This is a genomic window from Bradyrhizobium sp. (assembly GCF_022844465.1).
GTDB lineage: Bacteria > Pseudomonadota > Alphaproteobacteria > Rhizobiales > Xanthobacteraceae > Bradyrhizobium.
The window spans coordinates 468,523-489,890 of record NZ_JALHLP010000001.1 but is presented as its reverse complement, the minus strand read 5'-3'; the positions used below and the strand labels follow the sequence as shown (position 1 = coordinate 489,890).

The window sequence follows — 21,368 nt, the reverse complement described above, 5'->3', positions numbered from 1 at the left end:
GTCTGGTCCTTCGGACCATCCCGGAATGACGGTGCAAACAAAGAAGGCGGGAGAGAACAAACCATGGGACTGCTCGACGGCAAGGTTGCGATCATCACCGGCGCGGGCGGCGGGCTCGGTGAAGCCTACGCCAAATTGTTCGCCCGCGAGGGAGCGGCGGTCGTGGTCAATGACCTCGGCGGGCCGCGTGACGGCTCCGGTTCCGACGTTTCGATGGCGCAGAAAGTGGTCAACGCCATCAAGGAGGAGGGCGGCCGGGCGGTCGCCAACGGTTCCGACATCTCGACCATGGCCGGCGGACAGTCGGTGTTCGAGGACGCCATCAAGAATTTCGGCCGGGCCGACATTCTCGTCAACAATGCCGGCATCCTGCTCGACGAAACTTTCGCCAAGGCCAAGGAGGCGAACTGGGACCGGGTGATCAAGGTGCATCTCAAGGGCACCTTCTGCTGCACCCAGCCGGTGTTCAAATGGATGCGCGAAAACGGCGGCGGCGTCATCGTCAACACGTCCTCGACTTCGGGCCTGATCGGCAATTTCGGCCAGACCAATTACGGGGCCGCCAAGGGCGGCATTTGGGGCCTGTCGAACGTGCTGGCGATCGAGGGCCGCAAATACAACATCCGGGTCTGGACGCTGGCCCCTGGCGCGCTGACCCGCATGACCGCAGACCTGCCGCGCTATATCGAGAACCCCAAGGCAGCGCTTGGGCCTGATGGGATCGCGCCGGCCGTGCTATACATGGTTAGCGACCTGTCGGGCGACCAGACCGGCAAGGTGCTCGGCGTTTCCGGCCCGCGCGGGGTGCGCGAGATGCGGATGATGGAAATGGAAGGCTGGAAGCCGCCGTTCATGGGCTGGAAGGCGCAGGATATCGTCGATCACGCCAAGGACATCTTCTTCTCGGACGAGCAGATCAAGATGGGCGCGCGCAGGTTTTAGTTTTGACGTCGTTCCGGGGCGATGCGAAGCATCGAACCCGGAACCTCGAGATTCCCAGGTGCGCAATTGCGCACCGTAGTTCATGCTTCGCATGCCCCAGAATGACGAAAGAGGATAGAGGCACGAATGACAAAGCTCACCGCCCAGGCCGCAGGCACTTTCGCGATTGCGCCGACGCCGTTCCTTGACGACGGCCGCATTGACGAGAAATCGATCGACCGGCTGACCGACTTCTATGCTGAAGTCGGCTGCGACGGCGTCACCGTGCTCGGTATCCTGGGCGAGGCGCCGAAGCTCGATGCTGATGAGGCCGAGCAGGTGGCGGTTCGCTTCGTCAAGCGCGCCAGGAATATGCAGATCATCGTCGGCGTCTCGGCGCCCGGATTTGCCACCATGCGGTCGCTGGCGAAGGCCTCGATGGATGCGGGAGCAGCCGGGGTGATGATTGCGCCGCCGCCTCATCTGCGCACCGACGACCAGATCGTCGGCTACTTCAAGCAGGCGCAGGAGGCCATCGGCGACGACATTCCCTGGGTACTGCAGGACTACCCGCTGACCTTGACGGTGGTGTTCACGCCGGCCGTGATCCGCAAGATCGTGATGGATAGCCCGTCCTGCGTGATGCTCAAGCACGAGGACTGGCCGGGCCTGGAAAAGATTTCCACGCTCCGCGGCTTCCAGAAGGACGGCTCGCTGAAGCCGATGTCCATCCTGGTCGGCAATGGCGGACTATTTCTTGATTTCGAAATGGAGCGCGGCGCCGACGGCGCCATGACCGGCTACGCTTTCCCCGAACTGCTGATCGACGTCGTCAAACTCTCGAAGGCCGGCAAGCGCGACGCTGCGCATGATTTGTTCGACGCGCATCTGCCGCTGATACGCTACGAGCAGCAGCCCGGTGCGGGTCTGGCGGTGCGCAAATACGTGCTGCAGCGGCGCGGCGTGATCGCCTCCAGCGCCCAACGGAAGCCTGGCGCGACCATCACCGCAACCGCCAGGGCTGAAGTCGATTATCTGTTGTCGCGGGTGGCGCGGGTCGATCGCCGCGCCAACCTGCAACCGCAATCCAGCGCGGCTGGTTGATTGTCCCTCATGGTGAGGAGCCGCGAAGCGGTGTCTCGAACCATGAGGCCGCTTACCAATCATCCTTGGAGATGCGGCTTGTCGGCCGCTCCTCCAGCGATAACGGACAAGCCGTTACGCAGGGATGAGGTCCGAGGAGTAGAGCAGTATGGCCGAAATCGTCGCCCCGCGTCCCGCCTCCACCATCCTGCTGCTGCGCGACAGCGCCGCACGCAAGGAGATCGAGGTCTTCATGATGGTTCGTCATTATGAGATCGACTTCAATTCCGGCGCGCTGGTGTTCCCCGGCGGCAGCGTCGACAAGGGCGACAAGGAAATCATTGCGACACCGGCGCTGTATTCGGGCGGCGAGGGGCTCGACGAGGCGACCTTGAGTTTCCGCATCGCCGCGATCCGTGAAACCTTCGAAGAAAGCGGCATCCTGCTGGCGCGTCCGAGAGGATCGCAGGCGCTGGTCGATGCCAAACGCGCCAGCGAAATCGAGGCGGCGCATCGCGCCGACCTCTGTGACAGCAAGATCGCCTTCCTGAAGGTGCTCTCCGACAACGGCATGGTGCTGGCGCTCGATGAACTCGTGCCCTATGCGCACTGGATCACGCCGGAGGGCATGCCCAAGCGGTTCGACACCTGGTTCTTCCTTGCCGCCGCTCCCCACGAACAGGTCGGCGCCCACGACGGCAAGGAGTCGACCGACTCGATCTGGGTATCGCCGCGCGAGGCGCTGGAAGGCGGCGAGAGCGGGCGCTTCAAGCTGCCGTTCCCGACCACCCGCAACCTGATCAAGCTCGGCAAGCAGGCGAGCGTGAAGGCGGCGCTGGACGACTCCAGAGGCAAATCCGTCGTCACCGTGACGCCGGTCATGACGAAACTCAACGGCGGCCGGCAGCTTCGGATTCCGCTTGAAGCCGGCTATGACGGCGACGTGTTCGAGGTCGGCGCGGCGGGCTAGTCCGCAATCCCAAAGCTTGCAGTTTTCGTCTTTGCGCGGCGCCATCGGGTCGAAAGGACGCCTTGTCGCAATGAGGGCCTAGGCTCCGATGCGCATACGTCACGATGACCACACCGGCGCGGAGGCCGAAAGCTGTTTGAGCGCGGCGACGCCGTCGCCGACCCCGGCGGCGGTTGAAGGTCTAGGATGGATGTGTTTGCGTGAGGCCTGATATGGGTCGCCCAGCCTCCAACAACTACAAATTGAGATTGCAATAAATTGACGATTTAATATAGTGAAGTTTGTGGCTTAATTTGAGCCAGAATACGGGTAACGGGTCGTCACAATCGTGTAACCAAGATCGCGAGAACGTCCTTGGGGGAGGACGCGGCGATGGAGGGTGATATGTTTGCTTCGCAGCCGCCTGCCGATGGATTAGACGGCCGTCAAGATGAGCCCACCGCTATCGTCGTCCACGGGAATGGGTTCGCTCGCGACTGTATCGTAAAGACGATTTCTGCTGAATTGGCGCCTCTGCGCGTACAGGGGGTGGGATCGGTAGACGAACTTCCTCGCAATTGTGCGACCCAAATAGCGCTCATTCTGATCGAAACAAGCGGGACCTCGCTTGCCGATCCGGCTGTCGTCGAAAGACTGGAGAAAGTGAAGCTTACTTGCCCCGGCGTTCCGATCATCGTCCTTTCGGATCGTGATTCCGCTGTTCTCAAAGCGATGTCGCTGGGTATTCGGGGTTTTCTTTCGAGCTCCGACAATTTGGGCATCGGTATCGCCGCGCTCCGGCTGATACTCGCCGGAGGAAATTACTTCTCTCATGTGACCGAGATGGCGCTGAACCAGCAGCTGCACGAGACGTCACGGGGTGAGATTACGTCCTTCTCCGCTTCGGCGATCGACTTAGACGCGACCGCGAGCGTGATCGACACGAATCAGATTTCGGCTCTTACGCATGGCATCACGAAGCGGGAAGCTCAGGTGCTCGCCTTTTTGCAACACGGGCTGCCCAATAAATCGATCGCAAATCAACTGAGCTTGTCGGAAAACACCGTGAAGGTTCATGTCCGCCGCCTCATGCAAAAGCTGAATGCGCGCAATCGGACAGAAGTTGTTCTGGCTTCACAACGGTTTCAGTAGATCGAAAGCGGCTCACGTCACAGCGGGCTATGATTTCGCGGTAGCGTACTTCAGGCTCTGTTCAAGCTTTGGCAAAAACTCCCATAGATCCTTATTGAGTTTACGCAGTTCGCCAATCGCGTTTACGATTGATTTGATACGATTGTTATCCATCTTCCGAACCTGACCAAGCTGTAGCCGTCCGCGCCGTTCTTGAATTCGCAAGGCATGCGTGGAGGTGATCTCACCGCGTTCGTTGAGTGAGTAGATGCAATGATTGAATTCATTTCGAAACTTCGTGGTCTCGTTAAAACGCTCGACGAGACCTTCGAGTTGTTTCGCAATCAGCTTATCCGCTACCTTTGCGGATGTAAGCCGTTGAACGAGATCGAGTCGGGCGCGTGTGGTGTTGAGGGTCGCGAACACGACCGTCGCAGAGGTCTGGTCGGTGTTGAGGAGCAGCATCATTACGTAGATGAACATGCTCTCGTTGTTCGACCAACTGTAGACCAGGTTGCCGATGAGCGCCAGAATTTCGGTGCGCCTGTCGGCTGTCTTGTGTGAGACAGCCTCTATCGCCTCGAAGTCGGGTCGTGGTGGCAGTTTCGTCACGGGTCGACCTTGCCCCTTCCAGATAACGAACAACAAAGCCTATGGAGCGGGTAAACTCAATATGTTCAAATCCTTCTCACGGCGCGCAGTCGATTCAAGGGACGCGACGCGGCCGCTCCGCGCTACCAGCTGATAATGTAAAAACCCGGAATATGACGGACAGTACACGCCGGCGCCAATCCAGCCGCTTTGTGGCCATCCTCCGCGTAGCTCGAACGGATTATTTTGGTATTAGACCTGCGTAATTTTTGTTCGCGGGGGCGCTTGATGATGCACAGAATAGACTCGAAAGTATTACATGAGCACCGCATACGACTTCATACGGCTAAAGCATGGCATCCATCAGACTCTCTGGTGTTCTGACAGTGGTTCAAAGTAAATAGTAATCGTTATAAAATTGATAACGGCATGACATTTCGTTCCAGTAATTTGTTTCACGACACCATTTCTTTGCGCTGACCAAAAGATCGGTTGCGCGCGCGACGGCTTTTTGGCCGTAGCGGTGAGTATAGGAGGCGCCGCACCAGACATATCTCCCAACGCGACGACCAGCCGATTCCAAGCACACGGGTTCCTTGCGTCGATGCGGGCACTCGGGCGGCGGAACGGTAAGCATTATTTCCAATCAACCCAACACGCCTGACACGGAATCGCGCAAGCCTCAACAGATTGCCGACGCAAATGATTGGCTTTTGAGAGGATCGGCGATGCCCTGGAAGGTGTCATCAGGAGCTAGCCATGGGTGTTTATGACATCAAACTTAATGCCGAACTGATCAATGCCGACGATCTGTACGTCTACGAGCTTGACGGCGCGCAGATTTTGAATGCCGACGTGGTCAATCAAAACGCGAGCGGCACCGGCAACGATAATGCCGTCAATGGCGACCAGATCAACAACATGGTCGACAATGACAAGGTCACCAATCCCGACGTTAGCTACAACGGCGGCAACGGTGGCGACGGCTATGACGCCGACGGCGGCGATTTCGATTTGAAGGCGTATGCGAATTCGGGCGCCGCGACATCGAACAACAATACCGCGACGGTCGGAGACGACGGCTCGATCTCGAACGCCAACAACGCCACCTCCAGCGCGGCGGCGGCGGATCGCGAATTTGCCCAGACGATCGCCACCGGCGGCAACACGCAGGTGAACAATGCCAAGATCGGCATCGACAGCGGCGACTCGTCCTATACTGGCGGCGCCGACCACACGCCGGCGAGCTACTACAAGGCCATCGATGTCAATCAAGACCTCATTGATGTCAATAACCTGCAAGTCTACGATCTCGACGGTCTGCAGTACTTCAACGCCGATGTGGTCAATCAGAATGTCAGCGGCCCCGGCAACGACAACGCGATCAATCTAGACCAGAACAACAACCTGGTCGACAACGACAAGGTCGAGAACGCCGACGTCACGTATGACGGCGGCGACGGTGGCTACGGCGGTCATTACCCGTATGGCTATGCTGACGGCGGAAACCACACGCTATACGCCGACGCGCGTTCCGGCGCAGCCAGCTCCTCCAGCAACAGAGCGAACATCGACGAAGACGGGTCGATCTCCAATGCGGGGAACGCCACGTCGCGTGCCTCGGCTTCGGCCGATTCGTTCACCCAAGACATCGCCACCGGCGGCAATGTCCAGTCGAACAGCGCCGATATCGCCATCGACGGCGGTACATCGGAAGGGCGAGAAGGCCCGGCCGGGGCGTATCGGGACCATGTGTCGATCGACGACGATCTCATCGATGCGCGCGATCTGGACATCGATCATCTTGATGGCGCCCTGGTGCTGAATGCCGACGTCGTTAACCAGAACGCAACCGGCTCCGGCAACGACAACGCCATCAACCTCGACCAAGTCAACAACATGGTCGACCGCGACAAGGTTATCGACCCGAACGTCAGCTATCGCGGCGGCAATGGCGGTAACGGCCATAACAGCACCGGTGGTGACTTCACCGTCACGGCTGTGGCCGTGGCCGCGACGGCGTCGGTCTACGATAACGACGCCACGGTGGAAGAGGACGGCTCGATCTCGAACGCCGCCAACGCCACCTCCAGCGCGTCGGCTTCGGCCGAGGCGTTCACCCAGGAGATCGCGACCGGTGGCAACATCCAGCTCAACGCCATCAAGATCGATGTTGCAGGGGGTTCGGTTAATGAAGGCGAAGAAGATTGCAAGGAATGCGACAGAGACGACGTCTGCGATGACGCGCATACGAACTACGACAAGCCTGCTATCGAAATCGACTGCGGCGACAACTTGATCGACGTTTCCCACTTGGATGTCCAAGATCTCGATGGCCTGCAGTTCCTCAACGCCGATGTCGTCAACCAGGATGTCAGCGGCTCGGGCAACGACAACGCGTTCAACCTCGACCAGATCAACAACCTGGTCGATAACGATCTCATCGAGTGCCCGACCGTCAGCTATTGTGGCGGCGACGGCGGTTACGGCTCTTATGCCGACGGCGGCGACTTCACGCTCTACGCTTCGGCCGCCTCCGGTTCGGCCCAGACTCAATACAGCGATAGCAGCGTTGGCGATGGCAGCATCTCCAATGCCGGCAACGCCAACTCGATCGCATCGGCGAGCGCCGAAGCATTCAGCCAGACCATCGTGATGGGCGCCAACGTCCAGTTCAACTCGGTAGATATGAACATCGTCGGCGGCGACGACCTCTCACTATAACGCAAACGCACCGTCCCGCGCGGTTCGCCGCGCGGGTCCACTCCAAAGGCGAAAGTCCCGCGCGGTTCGCCGCGCGGGATTATCAAGGAACGAAATGGAGAAACATAGAGACGAAGTTGCAAGGGGACGAAGTCGAGCTTGAGGCCAAGATCTAGAGGTAATCCAGCGTAAGGAGTGTCCCATGCAGCCTGGTGGCGTTACGGAGCAGATCTGGCATTTTGTCGGCTACATGTATCTGGCGGAAGAACAGGCACAGTGGCGCATCACCTACGAGCACGGCACGCTGACGAGCAATGCCGTTGATTTCCGCGGCGAACTCGTGCGCGAGCGCGCCCGCGCACCCGACGCCGAGGACCCCGAAGTGGCGGTCAGGCTTGCGGTATCGGTTCCCGACGATGTGGCGGAGCTGGATGACGTCGGCCGTTTCCGCCTGCCGCCCGACGCCAGGCTTGGCGATCTATCGCCGATCAAGGACGCCAAGGCCTTCGTGCCGACGCTTCCGGCGCCCGGCGCGCCCGGCGTGGGCGGCGGTGGCGGTGGCGGAGATTTCGAGCATCCGCCCGCCAAATACGTCCCAGGCGGCGACGACAAGATTATCGAAGTCAGTCAGATCAATCGGTTCAGCGACAACGACGGCGTGCTCGGCGCCAACTCGGTGTGGGAGCCCGGAGATTTCCGGCCCGAGCTAGCCGACATGCTCGAGCAGGCCAGGGATGCGACGCCCGAGGACCTGCGGCTGCCCGATGCCGATGCGACCTCTGTTGTCCGTTTTCTCGCCGCGCGCGACGCCGATCGCCTCGAGTCCGGCGAAGCGCATCCGGGTCAAACCGAACCCGGCCGGTTCGTCAACGGCAAACGGCAGGACGGCGCCGACACCGCCGATGCCGGAAATCCGCCGGAAGAAACATTGCCCGACGGAACGCCGAAATCTGCCACCGCCACGATCGACGGCGACTGGCCGGTCGGACAGGAGGCCGAGCTTGGCGGCAATAAGCAATCGAATGCGGCTGTAATCATCGACACCAACGAGGCTTCGGCCGGCATGGTGGTAATGGGCGATTATTCCAAGACCAACGCCATTATCCAGATCAATGTCCTGCGCGATGTCGACGATGTTGCGATGGCCAACGGAACTGGACTGCGGGATGACGCCGCCGCCGTCGTCGTGGCCGATGGCAACAAGCTGACCAATGACGCGACTTTCGAAGTTGACACGGTGTCCCTGACGATTGCCAACCGGGGGGTCGGCCCGGTGCAGTGGAACGTCGATTTCGTGATGGGCAACTTCTATGACGTCAAGTCGCTGCACCAGATCAATTATCTCCACGACAATGACTTCTCGTCGCAAACCTCGCTGGACATCTACTCGATGGTCAGCACCGGCGACAACGAGCAGACCAACCTCGCGCGGTTCCTGGATTTCAGCAAAAGCTACGACGTGATCATCGTCGGCGGCGATTATCACGCCGCCAATCTGATTTACCAGACCAACATTCTGTTCGACAACGATCTCCTCCGGCTCACCGCCGAGGATCGCGACGGCTTCGGTTCGGCGGTGCTGCAGCAGGCGCGCGCCGGCGAGAACACGATGCTCAACGAAGCGCTGATCCGCAACATCGGCGGCCCGGATTTCCAGGACGCCACGCCGAACATCTACGCATTGATTGCCGGGCTCGACGGCCACGCTGCGTTGCTGGATCCGACGCTCGCCTGGGAGATCCTGGGTGGCTCGGGCACCATTGATGTGCTCTACGTTTCCGGAAATTATTACGACATCAATATGATTTCTCAGATCAACATTCTTTCCGACCGCGATATGGCGGAGCAACTCATGCCGTCCGACGGAACCATCCGCGTCGATGGTGTGTCGCAGTCGATCTCAACCGGTCAAAACGAATTGACCAATTCGGCAGCGATCGTCGATGTCAATACCGTGACCGGAGTTCAGTATCTCGGTGGTGACTATTACGAAGACAGCATCTTGTTCCAAGGCAATTTCATCGTCGACGACGATAGTCCGGTCACTATCCAGGACACCACTACTTTGATGAACGAGCTGATTGCGTTCACTGACGATTCTGAGGAACCGGAGCATCAGCCGGTCGCACAAGCAATTATTTCTCAGGACGGTGATCTTTTAGGTAACGTGCTGACCTGACCCAATTCTTTTGGTGGAGCGGATCTGTGAATCAACAATTTTCCTGGCGTCGTCCCGGCGCCAAAGAGACGACTCGCGATTCCACCAGTTCGGAAAGTGTTTCGGCTGCTCCGTCATCGAACGGGCCGGAGCAAACATCCGGCTCGCTGTCGTCGGCTTTAAGCATGATGGAGGAATCCCGCACCGCGTCGGGACCGCGCCATATTGGGGCGGCGAGCTCAGAAACTGAATCCAAACTCTCCCCGAAAACTCCTATGACTGTGTTGGCGGCTTCCGAGATAGCCGTGGCCGAGGCAAGGTTAGGGCAAATACCGCTTCAGGCGGCTCCAGCGACAGTACCTTCTCTTTTCGAGGCAAAAAGGCCGGAACGTTTGCCGTCCCAGCAGGCACCGGCGACCGCGCCAGAAGTGTTCGCGGACCTCGGCGAACAGCCGCGTTCACCAGATGAGACGATGCGCCTGGAGACGCAAGAACGCGCCCCGGCCATTGCGCCCGTTCTTCCAGCGATCGACAAAAAGTCGCCGGAACCGCGCCCTTCGGGAGGCCGCGGCGATGGTGGTGGCGCCGGTTCCGGCGGCGGCGGCCGCGGCAATGGTGGCCGCCCGATGGAGCAGCGGTCGAGCGAGCGCGAGTTTCGCGAAGTGCTCACCAAAGGGCTGGCCACATGCCGGCGTAACTTGGTGACAGTGGCAGTCTTTTCGTTCGTGGTGAACCTGCTGGTCCTCGCGGTTCCGATCTACCTGTTCAACGTTTCCGATCGCGTTCTGACAAGCCGCAGCACCGACACGCTCGTCATGCTGACGATCGTCATCGTCGGCGCGCTCGGCGTGCACGTGCTCCTCGACATGATACGTCGCTTTATCCTCGTGCGCATCGCCGCCGAGGCCGAGAGCAAGCTCGGCGCGCCGGTGCTGAGCGCCGCTGCGAAAGCGTCGCAGAACGGCTCGAGCCGCGAATACCAGACACTTGGCGATCTGCAGCATCTGCGAAGTTTCATCACCGGGCCGGTTTTGATCACGATGCTCGACGCCCCGGTCGCGCCGATCTACCTACTGGCGGTTTTTCTCGTTCACCCGCATCTCGGGTGGATCGTCGCCACCACCGGCCTGGCGCTGCTCGTTGTTGCGCTGGTCAACCAGAAACTCACGGCGGTTTCCTTCGGACAAGCCAACGCCTTCGCGGTGCGCGCCAATTTGCAGGCCGATGCAATGGCGCGCAATTCGCAGGTGATCAATGCCATGGGCATGATCCCCGAGGCGGTCGTCATCTGGGGCCGTGAAACGGCCGAGTCGCTGAAGGCACAAATCATCGCCCAGGACCGAAACATCCTGATGTCGACGATTTCAAAGTTTCTGCGCTTATGTACGCAAGTCGCTATTCTTGGCTGGGGCGCGTGGCTGGCGCTGAAAGGCGAGCTCACGGGAGGCATGTTAATCGCCGCCTCGATCGTCGGCAGCCGAGCGCTGGCGCCGCTGGAAGGCACGATCGAAGGATGGCGCAATTTCATCCAAGCCAAGGCCGCTTATGCGAGAATCAAAACGCTGATTCAGAATTCGCCTCTCAATTTCGATCGTTTGCGCCTGCCACGCCCCGAGGGCCGCCTAACGGTGGAACGGATTTTGTTTGTGCCGCCGCCGACCAAGAAAGTGATCCTCAACGGAGTGAACTTTCAACTCGAACCCGGCGAATCGCTCGCCGTCGTGGGTTCTTCGGGCATGGGCAAAAGCACGCTGGCACGCATGCTGGTCGGCTCCATCACGCCTACCGCGGGAAGCGTGCGGCTCGACATGATGGAATTGCGCAACTGGGACCCGCGCCAGCTTGGCGAAGCCGTTGGCTATCTCCCGCAAGAGGTCCAGCTCTTTCCTGCAACGATCAAGGCAAACATCGCCCGCATGCGCGAGGATGCGACCGACGAAGCCATATTCGAGGCCGCTGATCTCGCCGACGTGCACGCCATGATCTCCGAGTTCCCGCAGGGTTACGAGACGACGATCACCGTTGATGGCAGTCCGCTTTCTGGAGGGCAGAAACAACGCATCGCGCTTGCGCGCGCGTTTTTCGGAAACCCGTGCCTGGTGGTTCTTGATGAGCCGAATTCGAATCTCGACGCCGCGGGCGAGCGAGCACTGGCGAAGGCGTTGGCGCGGGCCAAGGAAAAGGGCGTGACCGTTGTTGCCATCACCCAGCGTCCGTCGCTTCTCAAGAGCGTCGACAAGATCATGGTGATGAAGGACGGCGCAGTGCAGATCCTCGGCAAGCGCGACGACGTGATGCCGATACTTACCGGCCGCAAGCCTGGCGACAATCAGGCCCGTTCGCTGGGCGATGGGTCAATCCTCTCGGAAGGCTGACGGCGCGATACCAAGACGAGATGAAAGGCGATCGAGTTCATGACAAGCCACGAAATCCCTAGAGCGGACTGGTATGGCAGCGTGCCGCGAAGCGCGCGCACCCAAACCTTGTTCGGCTATTCACTTCTTGGCCTGGCAGTCGTCGGTTTTGGTTTTTGGGCGCAAACGGCGCCGATCGCCGGTGCTGTCGTCGCGTCGGGCGTCTTTGTCACGACCGGTCAGAACAAAATCGTTCAGCATTTGGAAGGCGGCGTTATCCGGGAGATCCTGGTTCGAGAAGGAGATACGGTCGAGCGCGATCAATTGTTGATCGAGCTGGACGAGACCGGCCCGCGCGCCGAATTGCGCCGGCTGACCTTGCGTCATGCTCGGCTCACGGCAATCGAGGCCAGGTTGACAGCGGAAATCAAGTCTCAGGATGAAGTCACTTTCCCCGAGGAGCTGACTGCCAATAAGGACGACCAGGACGTCGTCACGATTCTGGACAGCCAGCAGCTCACGTTTTTCGCCAAGCAAAAGAGCATGCAGAGCGAGATTGCAGCTCTGCAAGAGGGCATAGGCGCATTCGAACAGCGCGTAGCGGGAAACAAGGTTCAACTGGCTGGCATTGGCCGGCAAATCGGATTCGTCGAGCAGGACTTGGTCACCAAGAAGCAGCTGCTACAAAGTGGGCTGGTTCGCCAACCCGAAGTCTTGGCGCTGGAACGGGCTCGCGCCAACCTTGAAGGCGAGATTGGGCGTCTGACGGGTGAGATGGGCAATGCCCAGGAACAGATGTCGCGCACGCGTGAGCAAATCGCGATGGTTCGCAATACCGCCGTCAAAACAGCCGTCGAACAACTTCATGAGACCAGAGCGGAACTCAACGACCTGCGCGAGCGAATGCATGCGTCGCGGAGGATTTTAGACCGGGTAAGGATCACCGCTCCGGTGCGCGGCGTCGTCGTCAAATTGCGTTATCACACGGCTGGCGGGGTCGTCGAAGCTGGCAAGAACATCATGGAGATAGTGCCAATTCAGGACGATCTCATCATAGAAGTGCGAGTGCGGCCGCAGGATATCGAAGGTGTCAAGCGTGGGCAGCGGGCCAGCGTGCGGTTGATCGCTTTGAACAGCCGCGTCACGCCGACGCTCGCCGGAACAGTGGTCTATGTATCGGCTGACGCGCTTCCGAACGAAAAGGCCGGACAGCCCGGACAGCAAGGGACGGGCGATGTCTATGTCGCCCGCGTCGGCCTCAACGCGGGTGAGATCGCGACAATACCGAACTTTGTTCCGACGCCGGGAATGCCGGTCGAAGTGTACATCATGACCGCCGAGAGGACCTTCCTGGACTATCTGCTCCGGCCGCTCAAGGACACGATGTCGCGTGCTTTTCGCGAGCTGTAATTCTTTGCGACCACGCGCGGGCCGGGGGCGACGCGCGGCCGCAGCCGTGCCGCAGCGGCAAAATCCGAGTGCGCGGTGGCGAGAGCGGGCGCTTCAAGCTGCCGTTCCCGACCATCCGCAACCTGATCAAGCTCGGGACAGCGTGAAGGCGGCGCTGGACGGCTCCAGAGGCAAATCCGTCGTCACCGTGACGCCGGTCATGACCAGGACCGGCAGCGGCCGCCAACTCCGCATCCCGCGCGAGGCGGGTTACGACGGCGAGGTGTTCGAATTCGGCGCCGGCGGCTGAAATGTCCCCTCGCTCGCAGGGGGGCGGGCGAGCGGGCCGATGGAGGCTGAAAGCCGGCCCTCCGGGCCGGGCCGAAGCAGGCCGCCCGGGCAGATCCGGCTTGTTCCACCATGTTCCCCCCGGCCCGAAATACGTCGTATATTGGCCCCGACTGGAGCCCGGCCTCGCCAACATGACCGCTGAATTGCCGCCGAATTCGCCGCCGCAGCGATCGTTCTCGCTTTCGATCGGCCAGCTGACATTCGGCAGTTTCATGCTGGTGCTGGCGGTGATCATCATCACCTCCACCGCGAGCGTCATCGCCATCCGCCATATCGATGCGACCTTCGCCGAACTGCAGCGGTTGCGGAGTGTTGGCGACCTTGCCGAGGACATCGACCGGCGCATGAACGAATTGCGGCTCGCCGCGCGGGATTTCGTCACCGATCCCGGCACCCAATCGGTCCAGGTCGGGGAGGCCGCCACCGCGCTCGGCGAGGTCCTGAAGAAGACGCGACTGGAGCTTGCCCCAGAGCAGCAGGCCATGATCGACGGAGTGACCGAGCGCCTGACGACCTACCGCAATGGGATCGAGCGCATTTCAGCGCTGATCAACCGGCGTGCCGAGATGATCGTGGCGCTGCCACCCTTACGCGAGAGTTTTGATGCCGCGATCGCCGGGACGCCGGATCCCAACATCGCATCGACCTTGTTCCAGACCCAGAGCCGGATCGCCTCGGCGTTGCTGGCGCGCAACCCGTCGGCCGCGGAGCAGGCGGCGCAAAGCATGCGCGCCATGACGATTGCGGAGCCGAGGTTGCGCGCCGCGGTCGATGCCTATGCCGAAGCGATCATGGCCATATCGATCAGCGAACGGCAGATATCCGACATCGACAAGGAGGTGCTGGGTACGGAGGGTCGCCTGATCCAGCGTGTCACGGAGTTGCTGCATGAGGTCAGCGTACAGCGCGGCCACGTTCTAGCCCGCGATTTCGCAAGGACACTGGCGGAAGCCAAGTGGCAGAGCATCGTGCTCGGCACGGCGGGCGTGCTGATCGGGATATTCGCGGCGATGCTGGTGGTCCGCCGCACCGTTCGTCCGCTTGCCGCCATTGCCACCTCGATCCGCGCGGTCGCCGGTGGCGAGAAGAGCGCCTCGATCCCGGCGATTGACGTCGACAACGAGATCGGCGACATCGCGCGCGCGGCCGAAATCTTCCGGCAGACGCTGGTCGACGCCGATACGGCGCGCGAGGCCGCGGTACGCGCGCTCGCGGAACAGCGCCTGGCCGAGGAAAGCTATCGCAAGCTGTTCGAAGCCTCGGTCGATGGAATTTACGTCACGACGCCAGGCGGCGCGCTTCTTAATGCCAACCCGGCATTGGCGCGGATGATGGGCTACGCCACGCCGGGGGATTTGATCGCCGGCATCGGCGACATCGCTGAAACCATCTACGTTCACCCCGCGGCGCGGGCGGAGTACCAGCGGCTGATGCAGCGCGACGGCATGGTTCGCGAATTCGAGTACCAGGTCCGTTCCCGCGATGGCACCGTGCTCTGGCTTTCCGACAGCGCCAGCGCCGTGCGCAGCGACGCCGGCGAGATCGTGCGCTACGAGGGAACGGTGCGCGACATCACCGATCAGAAACGGGCCGAGGACGCGATCAGCGAAGGCCGTCGGCTGCTGCAGATGGTCATCGACACCGTGCCCGCGGTGATCAACGTCAAGGATCGGCACCTCCGCTACGTGCTGATGAACCGCTATATGGCCCGCATTTTCAGCGTCGAGCCCTCGGAGGCGATCGGCCGCACCACCTCCGAGCTGATGTCGCGCTATGGCGCGGCAAAGACCGACGAGAACGACAAGCGGGTGCTGGCGGTCGGCAGGGAGCTCGGCTTCTACGAGGAGGAATACAGGGATTCCGCTGGAAACATGCGGCAATGGCTGGTCAACAAGCTGCCGATCCTGGATACCGCCGGCGAGATCGAGAACATCGTCACCGTTGCGCTCGACATCGGCGAGCGCAAGCGCGTCGAGGCCGAAATGCGAAAGGCCAAGGACGCCGCCGAGGCGGCGTTGCGCAATCTGCGGGAAACGCAGAATTCGCTGATCGAGGCGGAAAAACTCGCCGCGTTGGGACGCCTGGTCGCGGGCGTGGCGCATGAAGTCAACAATCCCGTCGGCATCAGCCTGACGGTCGCCTCGGCGCTGGAGCGCAAGACGTCGAATTTCGCCGAAGAGGTCGCGCGTGGCGAACTGCGCCGCTCGAGCCTCAACGATTTTCTGGAGACCAGTCGCGATGCGTCGTCGCAACTCGTCGCCAATCTCAACCGCGCTGCCGAACTGATCCAGTCGTTCAAGCAGGTCGCCGCCGACCGCAACTATTCAGACCAGCGCAGTTTCGATCTTGGCGATCTCACCGAGCAGGTGGTGCTGAGTCTGCGACCGGGCCTGCGCAAACATAATCTGACGCTCAACGTCGAATGCCAGCCCAATTTGATGATGAACAGCTACCCCGGTCCCTACGGGCAGGTGCTGACGAACCTTTTCCTCAACTCGGTCGCTCACGCCTTCCCCGACGGCAGGCCCGGCACGGTCGATATTCAGGTGCGCGAGTCCGGCACGGACAATGTCGAGGTCATCTTTTCCGACGATGGCTGCGGCATGAGCCTTGACGTCCGCCGCCGCGCCTTCGATCCGTTCTTCACCACGCGGCGCGATCAGGGCGGCACCGGGCTTGGGCTGCACATCGTCTACAGCATCGTGACTAACCGCCTCGGCGGGCGGCTTGACCTCGACTCCGCGCCGGGCGGCGGAACCCGCATCCAGATGATCCTGCCGCGGACGGCGCCGCTCGAGCAGGCGGCGGAATAGGGGGCTCTTATGTCTGACGAAATCGATCTATCGGCAAAGCTGGCTACGTTTTCCGAGCACTGGTCGCCGCGCACGGTAGCGCAATTCAACGACTGCGACGTCATGGTCGTGAAGGTGAAGGGCGAGTTCATCTGGCACAAGCACGACGATACGGACGATTTCTTTCTCGTCCTGAGCGGCGTGCTGGATATTCAGTTGCGCGACCGAGTTGTCACGCTGCGGCCTGGGCAAATGTATGTGGTGCCCAAGGGCGTCGAGCATCGACCCGTCGCGCGAGAAGAGGTGCATCTGCTGTTGATCGAGCCGACCGGGACGCCAAACACCGGTGATGCTGCGACAGCCGCGCCGCGCAGGACGGTATGATCGTCGAACAATCGACGGACTGGCTAATTCGTATCCGCCAGCCTGTGCAGCGTCGCGGCGAAGATCTGGCTTGCTTTGCCGACAAGCGCCGTCCCGGTCATCGTGGCTCGGGTATCGGTGAAGGTACCGGATACGCCGACGCCCACGGGATTGGGGCCGCCGAACAGCGGATTGGCATCGTTGCGAGGGGTCGTGTGACGCTGCACCAGCACCTCGCCCTTGAAGGTGTCGCCCTTAACGGTATAGCTGCCGGTGTAGAACAGATAGGCGTCGCCGCCGAGAATCTGGCCGTCCCGGAACAGAATCACGCCGCTGCCCTTGCCGGCGCGCCCATCCAGCAGGGTGACGTGGATCGAATACAGCCCGTTCTTCATAGCGCCCCGACGCCGGCGCCGCGCCCACGGCAGCCAGTATCAAGTATGGCAAGGCGCGGGCTATAGCGTCAACGCACCCGGTCGCCGGCAGTTTCCCGTATGGGAAGCAAGTTGGGATGATGCCACTACAAGGTGGCCTGGCGCGAAAGAAGATGGAGGGCACGCAAAGGCGTCAGGTGTACTTGCTGTCCCGCTCAAGCAGCTCGATCGAAATGCCCTGAGGCCCGCGGATGAAGCAGATCCGCACCCCCGGCCGGATCGTGGTCGGCTCGCGCGTGAATGTGACGCCCTTGGCCCTGATCTCGGCCGCGACGGCGTCGATGTCCTTTACCGCCAGTCCAAAGTGGTCGAGGCCCTGATAGGGAGTCGCCGGTGGCGCGTTGACACCGTCGCCAGCTTCGACCGGTGCAATGAACACGTTGGCGCCGCCAAGCCTGACGTCGATCCGTCCCGGCCCCCGGATGATCTCGCCGCCGAGAATGTCATGCAGCCACGCCGCGGTCGCTTCGGGATCGGGACTGCGCAAATGGATGTGGTCCCATGTGACGGTCGGCATGGCGTCTCTCCCGATGGTTGTTGCTGCTACTGTAGCGCCCGCGCATTCCCAATGCCATCCTCAGCCGAGCGACGCGGTGCTGCCGGCAGAAGCAAGGCGCAGCCGCGGTTTAACCCGGAACGTGGGCCCGCCTTTGAACCTTGCGGGGGGCCTGGCCAACTAATCGTTATATCGCCCCGGTCGGCGGTTGAACCGCGCCAACGCGCGGGGGAAGCGATACCAATGCCTGTAGCGCGTTATTTTCTGGTTGTCGGCGGAGTTCTCCTGGCGCTGCTGTTCGTCATCGACGCGTTGATGCCTCGGCAGGTTGTGGCGAGCCATGCCGCGCCCGCCGCCGGCAAGGCCGTCGTCCGCATCCAATCCGATCAGAAGCTCCCGGAACGGGTGGTCTACGACACCAGCCTTCCCACGATCGTTCCACCGCCCGCAATGCTTCAGGCCGCCGCACCGCCTGCCGCCGTCGAGCCTGCCGCCCAGGCCCGGGTTCGCGACACCTTTGCCCAGTTCGTGCCGTCAGAAACCCGGAAACTCGAAACGAAGCCTGTCCAGCGCAAACGCAAGATCGCTATCAGCCGCTCAACACCGCCGATGCGGATCGCGCAGCAGTCGCGCTTTGGCCTGTTCGGTTCCGGCTGGAATTAGGGTGTTGCGGACTACCGCGGCAGCTGTGGAATCTTGTCCACGAACTTGTTGAAGCAGTTCAGCCGATCGTCCTCTTCTTTCTGGAAGCGGCACTCGCTGGCGCTCTTGGCCGCCGGCGCCTTGGGCTTGGGCTGCGGCGCATAGACGGCGTCATAGCAGTTCAGGCGCTCTTTGGTCCCGTCGTCGATATCCTGGCAGGCCTGCAACTTCTGGGCGACCGACAGCGGCTTGGCCGACGCTTCCTTCTTGCTCGCCTTCGGCTTCTCCGACCCGATCACGACCAGCGGTTTGCCGCCCACGGTCGGCGGCTTGGCGGTAGCGGGTGGGGCGCCCGTTCCCTGGGCGAACGCTGCGGCTGGATACAGGATCGCCAGCGCCAGGATGATCTTTCTCATGGGGTATGTCCGATAGAAGTGAGCGAGCAGCGCGCTTGCATCGACCACAACTTCAGACGGGATCGAAATCCAGCCGCGCGCCAGCGTTCTCTAGCACCAACCCGGAGCGTCTGTCTAACCCGTTGATCCCATGGCTGTTCAACCAAGCCGACCACGGTCCAGAGAAACGCCGATGGTGCAGCTTGATCGCTGGTCGCCCGGCGCGGCGCCGGCTTGATGGGGTGAATGGAAGCTGGGCGGGCGTGATCCCGAGGCTCGATGCCGGGTTGCTTGAAGCAACGCGCCAGGAAAGCAAGGAGCTTCGGTTCTGATGGGATCAGATCCGAAGCTCCGGCGCCGCGATGGCGCAAGCGGTTGGCCAGGACTCAGGCGGCGCGCACGGTGTTGAGGAACTTGCCGACCTCCTTCTTCAGGCGATTGCTTTCGCTCGACAGCGACTGTGCGGCGGAGAGTACCTGGGAGGAGGCGGTGCCGGTCTCGGTAGCACCGCGCTGCACGTCGGTGATGTTGGAGGAAACTTCCTGGGTGCCCTGCGCCGCCTGCTGCACGTTGCGGGAGATTTCCTGGGTCGCCGTGCCCTGCTGCTCGACCGTCGAGGCGATGGTCGAGGCAATCTCGGACATGCGGCCGATCGTGCCGCCGATCTCCTTGATGGCCACGACTGATTCGTCGGTGGCGTCCTGGATGCCCTTGATCTGCTGGCTGATCTCGCCGGTCGCCTTGGCGGTCTGCTCGGCCAGCGCCTTGACCTCGGAGGCGACCACCGCGAAGCCGCGGCCGGCCTCGCCGGCGCGCGCCGCCTCGATGGTGGCGTTCAGCGCCAGAAGGTTGGTCTGGCCGGCGATGGTATTGATCAGCTCGACCACGTCGCCGATTCGAGAGGCCGCCTTCGACAATTCGCCGACACGCTCATTGGTCTTCTGCGCCTGTTCGACGGCCTCGCCGGCGATGCGCGCGGATTCCCGCACCTGGCGGCTGATCTCGTTGACCGAGGACGGAAAAGTAGACGAGCAAGATCGCCGCTGATCCAGACGTGCAGGTCTCTGTTCAAGCAATTGAGGCCTGCCATCACGGCAAGCGATGTTGCACCCGCTTTGGCGGTCGGATAAAAATGGAACCGCCGAACAACGCTTTCGGCTCAAGCCCGGCGGAGCCCGGGTCCTATCGGGGAGTGAAACTTACCAAATCGGAGGAGACATCGATGACTCGTAGCTGCTTCGTATTGCCTTGCACGTTACTGGCCTCCATCGTTCTGTCCGGGCCCGCGGCGGCCCAGAGCCCAAGCGGCACTCCCGGACTCGCCAGCACCGCCGTGATGTCCGGACGAGACCTGACGTGGGACATGGCCTTCCTCCCTGACGGCACGATGTTCTTCACCGAGAAGTGCCGCGGACTGTCGGTCCGGCTACCGTCCGGGAAGGTCAACGCCCTGCTCGGGATAAAGGATTCCAAGGGTTATCCCGACACCGCATCCGACCTCTTCTGCAGCGGCCAGGCCGGGATGAGTGGTGTGGCGATCGACCCAGACTTCGCCACCAACCGCTATATCTACGTGTTTTCGGCGTCGAACATGACCGCGCCAGGAACCAATCGGGTGCTGCGGCTGGCGGTCAGTCCAGATCTGACCAAGGTCTCGAACCGGCAGGATATCGTCACCGACATCGCCTACAAGCCGGCGGCCAGTAACCATCCGTTCGGCGATCCCGGCGCGCATAATGGCGGGCGCCTCCGCTTCGGTCCCGCGGACGGCTTCCTGTATGTGACGACAGGCGACACCCATAACGGCGAGGTGCCGCAGAGCCCGACCCGCATGGGCGGCAAGGTGCTGCGCATCGATCGGGACGGCAAGGCCGCGCCCGGTAACAATCCGCCGCAGGGTTTCGATGCGCGCGTCTTCACCTACGGACACCGCAACCCGCAAGGCATCTGCTTCCGCCCCGGCACCAACCAGCCCTACACGGCGGAGAATGGTCCCTGGCATAGCGACGAGGTGACGGCGCTCACGGCCGGCGGCAACGCCGGGTGGGATCCGCGCCCGAACGTTGGCGGGCGAGGCGACTGCCCCGACGGGTATTGTGGATATTCGCCGAACCAGATGGGCGCGATGGATCCGAAGGAGCGGTCGGCCTTCATGCCGATGACGGACACCAAGACCTATCCCAACGCCATGAAGCCGGCCTGGAACAACGATATGCTTTCGCAGGGCATGTCTTCTTGCGCGTTCCTGAGCGGCCCGCAGTGGAAGGACTGGAACGGCCGGATGGTCGTGACATTCATGGGTATCGGCATCCACGGAACGCCGGTCGGCAACCGTCTCGACGTGCTCAACATCACGCCTGACGGCTCGTCGGCCACGCGCACCACCGTTTCGCTGCCGATGCCGGCCGGGCGCTTCCGCTCCGTCGTGCAGGCGCCGGACGGCAGCATGTACGTCGCCACCGACCAGGGCGACATCTACCAGCTCAAGCCGATGTGAGCCGGATCAGCCGCCGCGTCACAGCCGCGGCTGACCTTCCCGTCTGCGGGCGCGACCCGACCGCGCCCGTCGAGATACGCGATCGGCATTCGCTACGGCTTTCGAAGTCGGTCATAGCG

General features: G+C 61.7%; 16 protein-coding genes and 2 pseudogenes. 13 read left to right on the top strand and 5 right to left on the bottom strand.

All coding sequences use genetic code 11. From position 1 onward, the window contains the following. The first annotated feature begins 63 nt into the window (after positions 1-63). The 4 genes from Q0D31_RS02465 (at position 64) to Q0D31_RS02450 (ending at position 4,105) form a co-directional block, all read left to right on the top strand. A complete protein-coding gene (locus Q0D31_RS02465; RefSeq protein WP_291844265.1) occupies positions 64-942 on the top strand; it encodes an SDR family oxidoreductase in 879 nt (292 codons plus the stop codon). Between the two features lie 126 nt (positions 943-1,068). After that, the gene (locus Q0D31_RS02460; protein WP_291844263.1) at positions 1,069-2,025 is read left to right on the top strand and encodes a dihydrodipicolinate synthase family protein; all 957 of its coding nucleotides are present in this window, start codon (positions 1,069-1,071) and stop codon (positions 2,023-2,025) included. Between the two features lie 148 nt (positions 2,026-2,173). After that, a complete protein-coding gene (locus Q0D31_RS02455) occupies positions 2,174-2,974 on the top strand; it encodes an NUDIX hydrolase (RefSeq protein ID WP_291844261.1) in 801 nt (266 codons plus the stop codon). A 372-nt stretch (positions 2,975-3,346) separates the two neighbouring features. Continuing rightward, positions 3,347-4,105 (top strand): response regulator transcription factor, encoded by a 759-nt coding sequence (locus Q0D31_RS02450; protein ID WP_291844259.1) that lies wholly within the window; start codon positions 3,347-3,349, stop codon positions 4,103-4,105. 27 nt (positions 4,106-4,132) lie between these two features. Here Q0D31_RS02450 and Q0D31_RS02445 read toward each other — a convergent pair whose 3' ends face one another. Continuing rightward, positions 4,133-4,696 carry a hypothetical protein gene (locus Q0D31_RS02445; RefSeq protein ID WP_291844257.1) on the bottom strand — a complete coding sequence of 188 codons (564 nt, stop codon included), beginning with the start codon at positions 4,694-4,696 and terminating at the stop codon, positions 4,133-4,135. 738 nt (positions 4,697-5,434) lie between these two features. Between Q0D31_RS02445 and Q0D31_RS02440 the strand changes: the two genes are divergently transcribed. The 7 genes and pseudogenes from Q0D31_RS02440 (at position 5,435) to Q0D31_RS02410 (ending at position 16,806) form a co-directional block, all read left to right on the top strand. Beyond that, positions 5,435-7,399, top strand: a complete 1,965-nt coding sequence (locus Q0D31_RS02440) for a hypothetical protein (protein ID WP_291844255.1) — start codon at positions 5,435-5,437, stop codon at positions 7,397-7,399. 229 nt (positions 7,400-7,628) lie between these two features. Beyond that, entirely contained in the window at positions 7,629-9,557 is a 1,929-nt protein-coding gene (locus Q0D31_RS02435) for a hypothetical protein (RefSeq protein WP_291844253.1), read from the top strand. Between the two features lie 26 nt (positions 9,558-9,583). Further along, on the top strand, positions 9,584-11,911 hold the full coding sequence (locus Q0D31_RS02430; RefSeq protein ID WP_291844251.1) for a type I secretion system permease/ATPase: 2,328 nt from the start codon (positions 9,584-9,586) through the stop codon (positions 11,909-11,911). A 39-nt stretch (positions 11,912-11,950) separates the two neighbouring features. Then, complete coding sequence (locus Q0D31_RS02425) at positions 11,951-13,300, top strand: HlyD family type I secretion periplasmic adaptor subunit (RefSeq protein ID WP_291844249.1); 1,350 nt, start codon at positions 11,951-11,953, stop codon at positions 13,298-13,300. 68 nt (positions 13,301-13,368) lie between these two features. Then, positions 13,369-13,589, top strand: a pseudogene (locus Q0D31_RS02420) (NUDIX hydrolase); the annotation flags it as partial. A gap of 172 nt (positions 13,590-13,761) precedes the next feature. Then, positions 13,762-16,443, top strand: a complete 2,682-nt coding sequence (locus Q0D31_RS02415; RefSeq protein WP_291844247.1) for a PAS domain S-box protein — start codon at positions 13,762-13,764, stop codon at positions 16,441-16,443. A gap of 9 nt (positions 16,444-16,452) precedes the next feature. Continuing rightward, a complete protein-coding gene (locus tag Q0D31_RS02410) occupies positions 16,453-16,806 on the top strand; it encodes a cupin domain-containing protein (protein WP_291844245.1) in 354 nt (117 codons plus the stop codon). A gap of 23 nt (positions 16,807-16,829) precedes the next feature. Here Q0D31_RS02410 and Q0D31_RS02405 read toward each other — a convergent pair whose 3' ends face one another. Then, positions 16,830-17,180 carry a GrlR family regulatory protein gene (locus Q0D31_RS02405; protein WP_291844242.1) on the bottom strand — a complete coding sequence of 117 codons (351 nt, stop codon included), beginning with the start codon at positions 17,178-17,180 and terminating at the stop codon, positions 16,830-16,832. A gap of 172 nt (positions 17,181-17,352) precedes the next feature. Continuing rightward, positions 17,353-17,736, bottom strand: coding sequence for a VOC family protein (locus tag Q0D31_RS02400; RefSeq protein ID WP_291844239.1), 384 nt, complete (start codon positions 17,734-17,736; stop codon positions 17,353-17,355). Positions 17,737-17,958: 222 nt separating this feature from the next. Between Q0D31_RS02400 and Q0D31_RS02395 the strand changes: the two genes are divergently transcribed. Next, positions 17,959-18,378, top strand: coding sequence for a hypothetical protein (locus Q0D31_RS02395; protein WP_291844236.1), 420 nt, complete (start codon positions 17,959-17,961; stop codon positions 18,376-18,378). An 11-nt stretch (positions 18,379-18,389) separates the two neighbouring features. On the opposite strand, the gene Q0D31_RS02390 is transcribed toward Q0D31_RS02395, so the two are convergent. Next, a complete protein-coding gene (locus tag Q0D31_RS02390; RefSeq protein ID WP_291844233.1) occupies positions 18,390-18,773 on the bottom strand; it encodes a hypothetical protein in 384 nt (127 codons plus the stop codon). 365 nt (positions 18,774-19,138) lie between these two features. After that, positions 19,139-19,768: pseudogene (locus Q0D31_RS02385) on the bottom strand (methyl-accepting chemotaxis protein); the annotation flags it as partial. Between the two features lie 206 nt (positions 19,769-19,974). Here Q0D31_RS02385 and Q0D31_RS02380 point away from each other — a divergent pair. After that, positions 19,975-21,249: a PQQ-dependent sugar dehydrogenase gene (locus tag Q0D31_RS02380; protein ID WP_291844230.1), complete on the top strand. Its 1,275-nt coding sequence runs from the start codon at positions 19,975-19,977 to the stop codon at positions 21,247-21,249. Positions 21,250-21,368: the final 119 nt, after the last annotated feature.

Bases quoted from the DNA above. Each gene is read 5' to 3' on its own strand.
- Q0D31_RS02465 (WP_291844265.1), top strand. From the start codon at position 64: ATGGGACTGCTCGACGGCAAGGTTGCGATCATCACCGGCGCGGGCGGC.
- Q0D31_RS02460 (WP_291844263.1), top strand. From the start codon at position 1,069: ATGACAAAGCTCACCGCCCAGGCCGCAGGCACTTTCGCGATTGCGCCG.
- Q0D31_RS02455 (WP_291844261.1), top strand. From the start codon at position 2,174: ATGGCCGAAATCGTCGCCCCGCGTCCCGCCTCCACCATCCTGCTGCTG.
- Q0D31_RS02450 (WP_291844259.1), top strand. From the start codon at position 3,347: ATGGAGGGTGATATGTTTGCTTCGCAGCCGCCTGCCGATGGATTAGAC.
- Q0D31_RS02440 (WP_291844255.1), top strand. From the start codon at position 5,435: ATGGGTGTTTATGACATCAAACTTAATGCCGAACTGATCAATGCCGAC.
- Q0D31_RS02435 (WP_291844253.1), top strand. From the start codon at position 7,629: ATGTATCTGGCGGAAGAACAGGCACAGTGGCGCATCACCTACGAGCAC.
- Q0D31_RS02425 (WP_291844249.1), top strand. From the start codon at position 11,951: ATGACAAGCCACGAAATCCCTAGAGCGGACTGGTATGGCAGCGTGCCG.
- Q0D31_RS02415 (WP_291844247.1), top strand. From the start codon at position 13,762: ATGACCGCTGAATTGCCGCCGAATTCGCCGCCGCAGCGATCGTTCTCG.
- Q0D31_RS02410 (WP_291844245.1), top strand. From the start codon at position 16,453: ATGTCTGACGAAATCGATCTATCGGCAAAGCTGGCTACGTTTTCCGAG.
- Q0D31_RS02405 (WP_291844242.1), bottom strand. From the start codon at position 17,180: ATGAAGAACGGGCTGTATTCGATCCACGTCACCCTGCTGGATGGGCGC.
- Q0D31_RS02400 (WP_291844239.1), bottom strand. From the start codon at position 17,736: ATGCCGACCGTCACATGGGACCACATCCATTTGCGCAGTCCCGATCCC.
- Q0D31_RS02395 (WP_291844236.1), top strand. From the start codon at position 17,959: ATGCCTGTAGCGCGTTATTTTCTGGTTGTCGGCGGAGTTCTCCTGGCG.
- Q0D31_RS02390 (WP_291844233.1), bottom strand. From the start codon at position 18,773: ATGAGAAAGATCATCCTGGCGCTGGCGATCCTGTATCCAGCCGCAGCG.
- Q0D31_RS02380 (WP_291844230.1), top strand. From the start codon at position 19,975: ATGACTCGTAGCTGCTTCGTATTGCCTTGCACGTTACTGGCCTCCATC.